This window comes from Bacillus timonensis (assembly GCF_000285535.1).
Classification (GTDB): domain Bacteria; phylum Bacillota; class Bacilli; order Bacillales; family Bacillaceae_L; genus Ferdinandcohnia; species Ferdinandcohnia timonensis.
In genome coordinates this window covers 39,104-45,756 of the sequence record NZ_HE610993.1, presented here as the reverse complement: position 1 = coordinate 45,756, position 6,653 = coordinate 39,104, and the positions used below count along the sequence as shown (strand labels likewise).

Annotated in this window: 6 protein-coding genes and 2 tRNA genes; 7 read left to right on the top strand and 1 reads right to left on the bottom strand. The window is 38.5% G+C overall.

All coding sequences use genetic code 11. The features are described from left to right. Nucleotides 1-14 precede the first annotated feature (14 nt). The 7 genes from BTHG_RS23660 to tsaD all read left to right on the top strand — a co-directional run bounded on the left by BTHG_RS23660 (nt 15) and on the right by tsaD (nt 4,380). A tRNA-Met gene (locus tag BTHG_RS23660) sits at nt 15-91 on the top strand. Nucleotides 92-94: 3 nt separating this feature from the next. Further along, nucleotides 95-170, top strand: a tRNA-Asp gene (locus BTHG_RS23655). A gap of 583 nt (nt 171-753) precedes the next feature. Further along, nucleotides 754-1,743, top strand: coding sequence for a thiamine-phosphate kinase (gene thiL / locus BTHG_RS23650; protein WP_010285575.1), 990 nt, complete (start codon nt 754-756; stop codon nt 1,741-1,743). 10 nt (nt 1,744-1,753) lie between these two features. Beyond that, nucleotides 1,754-2,212 carry a tRNA (adenosine(37)-N6)-threonylcarbamoyltransferase complex ATPase subunit type 1 TsaE gene (gene tsaE / locus BTHG_RS23645; RefSeq protein WP_010285573.1) on the top strand — a complete coding sequence of 153 codons (459 nt, stop codon included), beginning with the start codon at nt 1,754-1,756 and terminating at the stop codon, nt 2,210-2,212. Continuing rightward, nucleotides 2,209-2,901 carry a tRNA (adenosine(37)-N6)-threonylcarbamoyltransferase complex dimerization subunit type 1 TsaB gene (tsaB, locus tag BTHG_RS23640; protein ID WP_010285561.1) on the top strand — a complete coding sequence of 231 codons (693 nt, stop codon included), beginning with the start codon at nt 2,209-2,211 and terminating at the stop codon, nt 2,899-2,901. The genes tsaE and tsaB overlap by 4 nt, the downstream gene beginning before the upstream one ends. A 2-nt stretch (nt 2,902-2,903) precedes the next feature. Beyond that, on the top strand, nt 2,904-3,371 hold the full coding sequence (rimI, locus tag BTHG_RS23635; RefSeq protein WP_010285560.1) for a ribosomal protein S18-alanine N-acetyltransferase: 468 nt from the start codon (nt 2,904-2,906) through the stop codon (nt 3,369-3,371). Then, nucleotides 3,364-4,380, top strand: coding sequence for a tRNA (adenosine(37)-N6)-threonylcarbamoyltransferase complex transferase subunit TsaD (tsaD, locus tag BTHG_RS23630; RefSeq protein ID WP_010285555.1), 1,017 nt, complete (start codon nt 3,364-3,366; stop codon nt 4,378-4,380). The genes rimI and tsaD overlap by 8 nt, the downstream gene beginning before the upstream one ends. Nucleotides 4,381-4,666: 286 nt before the next feature. On the opposite strand, the gene BTHG_RS23625 is transcribed toward tsaD, so the two are convergent. Beyond that, nucleotides 4,667-6,604 (bottom strand): ABC-F family ATP-binding cassette domain-containing protein, encoded by a 1,938-nt coding sequence (locus BTHG_RS23625; RefSeq protein WP_010285553.1) that lies wholly within the window; start codon nt 6,602-6,604, stop codon nt 4,667-4,669. Nucleotides 6,605-6,653: the final 49 nt, after the last annotated feature.

The window sequence follows — 6,653 nt, the reverse complement described above, 5'->3', positions numbered from 1 at the left end:
GGCTTTAATATTATCGCGGGGTGGAGCAGTCTGGTAGCTCGTCGGGCTCATAACCCGAAGGTCGTAGGTTCAAATCCTGCCCCCGCAACCAAATGGTCCCGTGGTGTAGCGGTTAACATGCCTGCCTGTCACGCAGGAGATCGCCGGTTCGATCCCGGTCGGGACCGCCATATATGTAAACACACGAAACCTATGGTTTCGTTTTTTTATTGTTAAAAAGTATAAGAATTGGGTTTACCACACATTCGATGTTGTGGTTTTTTCTATTTATGGAGATAATAGTAGAATTAACAAGGATACCATCTTTTTCAATCATATCTAGGACCGAATGAAGAATGAAGTGAGGAGCACTTCATTCGGCACTTCATCGGTGTTATAAAGTCCCGAACGGAGCGAGCAGCCCCAGGAAAAGTCGTTCATCGAGGTTATGAAGGACCGAGCGGAGCAAGCAGCCCAGGGAAAAGTCCTTCATCGGTGTTATGAAGTCCCGAACGGAGCAAGTATCCCAGGAAAAAGTCCTTCATCAAGCGTATGAAGGTCCAAGAGCCTTTGGGTACCCTAAAAAAATCTTCCATCAATATGAAAATCGACTTTATCAAACCGCACTACTTAATAAATCATTTATTTTTTGCCGATTTTGTATAAATACGGTACACTTATATTGATGTATGAATGTCCTTAGGCGTTGGTCCTAAGGCTTTTTTTCACTAATTTGTATACACATTTCTTTTTGACATAATGGGAGTGACAGTGATGGCTTTGCAGGATGAATTTCACTTTATAGACCAAATCAAACCGAAGCGAGTTTCCAGGTCAGGTTTAATTGCTGGGATTGGGGATGATGCTGCTCTTTTTCGTCCAACACAAGAAATGGAACAGATTATTTGCATGGATACAATGGTAGAGGGTGTTCATTTTACAAAGAAAACCATGGATCCTTATCAAATTGGTTACAAAGCTTTGGCTGTGAATATTAGTGATATTGCAGCAATGGGTGGAACCCCTACCTATTATTTAGTGTCTATTGCGATTCCAAAGGATTGGAATGAGCAAGAACTGTTATCTATTTACGAAGGTATGGCAATGCTAGCAGATAAGTACCATATGGATTTAATCGGTGGCGATACTGTATCAATTGCTGGAAATTTAGTTGTGACAGTTACTGTACTTGGTGAAGTTGAAAAAGGAAAACATCTTTTACGCAGTCATGCACAGCCAGGAGATATCGTTTTTGTTTCTGGGACGATTGGCGATTCTAGCGCAGGATTGAGTTTATTATTACATAATAAGAAAAATTACTCTTTTTCAGAGTCAGAGAAGACCCTTATTCAAAAACATCAGTATCCGATTCCGAGAGTTGAAATAGGGAGACTTTTGTCTACCTTTGAAAGGGTTTCTTTAAATGATATAAGTGATGGTTTAGCGAGTGAAACAAATGAAATTGCAAAGGCAAGCTGTGTTACTCTACTAATAGATGAAGATAAAATCCCATTCAGTGAGGCTATTTTGAAACAACATCAAGATCGTGCTCTTGAGTTTGCCCTATATGGTGGGGAAGATTTTGAATTGGTTGGAACTATTGCAGCTTCAGATTGGGAGATACTACAGAAACAAGCGAAAAAACATGGTTATATTCTTACGAAAGTAGGAACTGTCTCAGAAGGTGGTCCAGCTGTATTTCTAAAAAGAGACGGTGAGTTATGTAAACTCGAGATGAAAGGGTATAATCATTTTACTAAATAAGGTGGAATGTATGAAAAAATTTGAGTTTATCACAAATACACCTGATGAAACGGGGAGTTTTTCATATCGGTTGGCAGAAAAGCTAGGGCCGGGTGATGTATTAACTCTTGAGGGTGACTTAGGAGCAGGAAAAACAACTTTTACAAAAGGGCTTGCAAAAGGACTTGGTATAACAAGAACGGTAAATAGTCCAACGTTTACGATAATAAAGGAATACAAAGGTAGAATTCCTTTGTATCATATGGATGTATATCGCTTGGAACATAGTGATGAAGATTTAGGTTTTGATGAATATTTTGATGGCGAGGGTGTGACTGTTGTTGAATGGGCACATCTTATTGAAGACCGACTTCCTAAGGACAGGCTTATTATAAAAATTGAACACCAAGGGGATACGAAGCGTAAGATTACGGTGATACCAAAGGGTGAGCGGTATCAACATTTATGTGAGGAGTTATTTACCGAATGAAAGTTTTAGCTATAGATACATCTAATTATGTTTTAGGGGTCGCAATTGTAGATGAGGAAAAGGTGATTGGCGAGGTCATTACCAATTTACCAAAGAATCATTCTGTTCGTGTTATGCCTACAATTGAAAAGTTAATGAATGAATGTGGTATCAAGCCTAAGGAGCTTGAAAAAATTGTAGTAGCTATGGGGCCAGGTTCGTATACAGGAGTGAGAATCGGAGTAACAATTGCAAAAACATTAGCATGGTCATTGCAAATTCCATTGGTTGGTGTTTCAAGCTTAGAAGTGGTTGCAGCAAATGGCAGATTTTTTAATGGCTTTATATCTCCACTATTTGATGCACGTCGTGGACAAGTGTATACAGGTCTGTATCAATTTGAGGGAAAGACGCTGTCGTGTGTTGAAGAAGATAAAATTATTTTATTATCAGACTGGCTTCAGGAGCTTAAAAAGAAAGAAACACCGGTACTTTTTATTGGTAATGATATCGTTATCCACAATGAGCAAATAGAAACAGATTTAAAGGAATTTGCATATGTTGCACCATATACGGATTGGAATCCAAGACCAAGTGAATTAGCCGATTTGGGAATGAAAAAAGAGCCTGTAGATATTCATACATTTGTGCCAAATTATATACGTTTGGCAGAGGCGGAAGCAAATTGGTTAGGGAAGAGGCAGGGGTAAGAATGGAAGAGATCATCGACCAACAGATTTTGTTTCGTTTTATGACTTTAGATGATATTGACGGTGTTATGAAGGTTGAAACATCAGCATTTACGGTCCCTTGGAAGAGGGAAGCTTTTTATAACGAACTTGTTCATAATCAGTTTGCAAAATATATTGTTATGACTGATAATGGTCAGGTTATCGGGTATTGTGGAATGTGGCTAATTTTGGATGAGGCTCATATTACCAATATTGCAGTGCTCCCAGAATACAGGGGAAGAAAGCTAGGCGAAGCTTTACTAATGCAGGCGAAGCTTCTAGCAATGCAGCATCAAGCAGTTACGATGACGCTTGAGGTTAGAGTGTCCAATCATATTGCGCAAAATCTTTATAAAAAACTAGGCTTTAAACCTGGCGGAATAAGAAAAAATTACTATACAGACAATAATGAAGATGCGCTAGTAATGTGGGTGAATTTAAATGAGTGATAACCAATTAATCATGGGAATTGAAACAAGCTGTGACGAAACAGCCGTATCAATTGTACGAAATGGGCGTGAAATCCTTTCAAATGTGGTAGCATCTCAAATTGAAAGTCATAAACGCTTTGGTGGGGTTGTTCCCGAAATTGCATCAAGGCACCATGTAGAAGCTATTACACTTGTGATTGAAGAAGCATTAAAGCAGGCTGAGGTTACCTTCTCAGACATAGATGGAATTGCTGTAACAGAAGGTCCCGGTTTAGTCGGAGCCTTGTTAATTGGAGTAAATGCTGCAAAAGCAGTGGCTTTTGCCCATGATATTCCTCTTTTAGGAGTTCATCATATTGCAGGCCATATTTATGCAAATCGCTTAGTCGAGGAGCTAGAATTTCCTTTATTGGCACTGGTCGTTTCTGGAGGTCATACGGAGCTTGTTTATATGGAAGAGCATGCATCCTTTAAAGTAATTGGGGAAACGAGGGATGATGCTGCTGGTGAAGCATATGATAAGGTCGCAAGAACACTTAACCTTCCATATCCAGGCGGTCCTCATATTGATCGACTTGCACATGAGGGAACAGCGACTATTGATTTACCTAGAGCATGGCTAGAAGAGGACTCATATGATTTCAGTTTTAGTGGGTTGAAATCGGCTGTAATTAACACTCTTCATAATGCGGAGCAACGTGGGGAAACAATTGAACCTAAGAATCTAGCAGCAAGCTTTCAGGAAAGTGTCATTGATGTGTTAGTGACGAAAACAGTGAAAGCTGTAAAAGAATATAAAGTTAAACAGGTTTTATTGGCAGGTGGAGTTGCCGCAAATAAAGGTCTACGTGCAGCCTTAGAACATGCATTTTCAGAAATGCCTAATGTGAAGCTTATTATTCCGCCCCTTTCATTGTGTACAGACAATGCGGCGATGATTGCAGCAGTTGGAAGTGTACTTTATGAAAAAGGGAAACGGTCATCATATGCATTGAATGCAAATCCTGGATTAGATATTGAAATGTAACATTGCATTTGATAGGAAGAAAGTCCTCTTTTGAAGAAGAGGGCTTTTTTTGTTGATAAATAATCCACAAAGTCACAGACTTTGTGGAAAACTAATAGAAACTACTGAAATAACTAATATGCATTTGTGGACATTTTATGTGGATAACCCTGTTGATGAATGTGGATAATGTGGATAAGTCGGTGCATAACTCATTAATTTGTGGAAAATAAATAAGATATCCCCATTCTAAAAATTTTTAGATGGGGATATCTTATTTTGTGGATAGGTGAAAAGGTATGGGCTGTTAGTATCCACTAATTTCATGAAGGGATTCCCATTCCTCCATCAGTGCTTCTAATTTTGTTGTACATTTTTCATTTTCATCATTAATTCGCTGAACTTCCTCGTGGTTTTGGTAGACCTCAGGATCACATAGAAGTTGCTCATTTTCCTCGAGTTTTTCTTCAAGCGACGATACCTCAAGTTCAATTTCTTCAATTCTGCGTTTTCTTTGGCGTTCTTGCTTTTTTAGTTCTTTTTCTTGTTCATAGGATGTTTTTTCTTGGACTACTTCTCGTTTATCAACCTTTTTGTCTTGCATTTCTAGTTTAGCGAGTTCTTCCATTTCGAACTTCTTTTCGAGGTAGTAGTCATAATCACCAAGGTATTCTGTAAGTCCATCTGGGGATAACTCAAAAACTTTTGTAGCAATGCGGTTGATAAAATATCGGTCATGGGATACGAAAAGAATGGTCCCAGGATAATCAATTAAAGCATTTTCAAGTACTTCCTTGCTATCCAGATCTAAGTGGTTGGTAGGCTCGTCAAGAATGAGGAAATTTGATTTTTCCATCATGAGCTTAGCAAGGGCAAGTCTCGCTTTTTCTCCACCACTCAGGGTCGATACTGTTTTTAACACATCGTCCCCTGAAAATAAGAAATTGCCAAGAACAGTACGAATTTCTTTTTCAGTTTTAAGAGGATATTCATCCCATAATTCATTTAATACTCGTTTATTTGAGGTAAGGTCTGCTTGTTGTTGGTCATAGTAACCAATGGTCACGTGTGAACCAAACCGAATTGTTCCATGCACATGTTCGAGCTTGTCAATTATTGCTTTTAACAGGGTGGACTTCCCAATCCCGTTTGGACCAACTAAAGCTATACTGTCTTCACGGAAAATAGTAAAATTGACATTTTTAATAATTGGTTTGTCTTTTTCATACGAAACGGAGATGTCTTTTGCACTTAGAACATCATTACCGCTTTGTCTGTCTATTTCGAATCGGAAGGAAGCTGATTTTTCGTCACCTAATGGTCTGTCCATTATTTCCATTCGATCAAGCTGTTTTCGTCTACTTTGAGCACGCTTTGTGGTTGAAGCTCTAACAAGATTTTTAGCGATGAAATCTTTTAGCTTTTCTACTTCTTCCTGTTGTTTTTCATATTTTTTCAGTTCAATCTCATAGTTTTCAGCTTTTAGTTTTAAGTAATTGCTGTAGTTTCCGACAAAGCGTGTACTTGTGTGTCTTGAAATTTCGTAGACTTGATTGACGACTTTATCTAGGAAGTAACGATCATGAGAAACGATTAAAAGGGCGCCAGGATAACCTTGTAAATATTGTTCAAGCCATGTGAGTGTGCTAATATCAAGGTGGTTAGTCGGCTCGTCCAAGATTAATAAATCAGGCTTTGTTAGTAAAAGTTTACATAGTGCAAGTCGTGTCTTTTGGCCACCACTTAAGCTGGATATTTTTGTGTTGTAATCTTCTTCCGTGAAATTAAAACCATGTAAAATGGATCGAATATCGGCTTCATATTGGTAGCCGCCTTTTTCCTTAAAATCAACTTGGAGCTGATCATATTCTTCGAGTAGTTTTTGATAAACGGCTGGGTTTTCAAAAAGGGAAGGCTCCCCCATTTTGATTTCAAGGTTTCGAAGATCTTTTTCAAGTTTTTGTAATGGCTTAAATACAGTCAGCATTTCCTCCCAAATGGTAAGAGTGGATTCAAGTCCCGTGTCTTGTGCAAGATAATCAACAGTGACGCTTTTAGGTTTAATGATTTCACCGCCATCATGAGACATTTGGCCAGCAATTATTTTTAATAGTGTTGATTTTCCAGCGCCGTTTCGGCCAACAATGGCGATTCGGTCACGCGTTTGTACTTCTAGTTTTATATTCGATAAAATAAGATCAGCAGCAAAATACTTTTTGAGCTGATTTACTTGTAGTAAAATCATGCTAATTCACCTCTTGTTTCTACCAACAGTGTATCTTATATTATCTAAA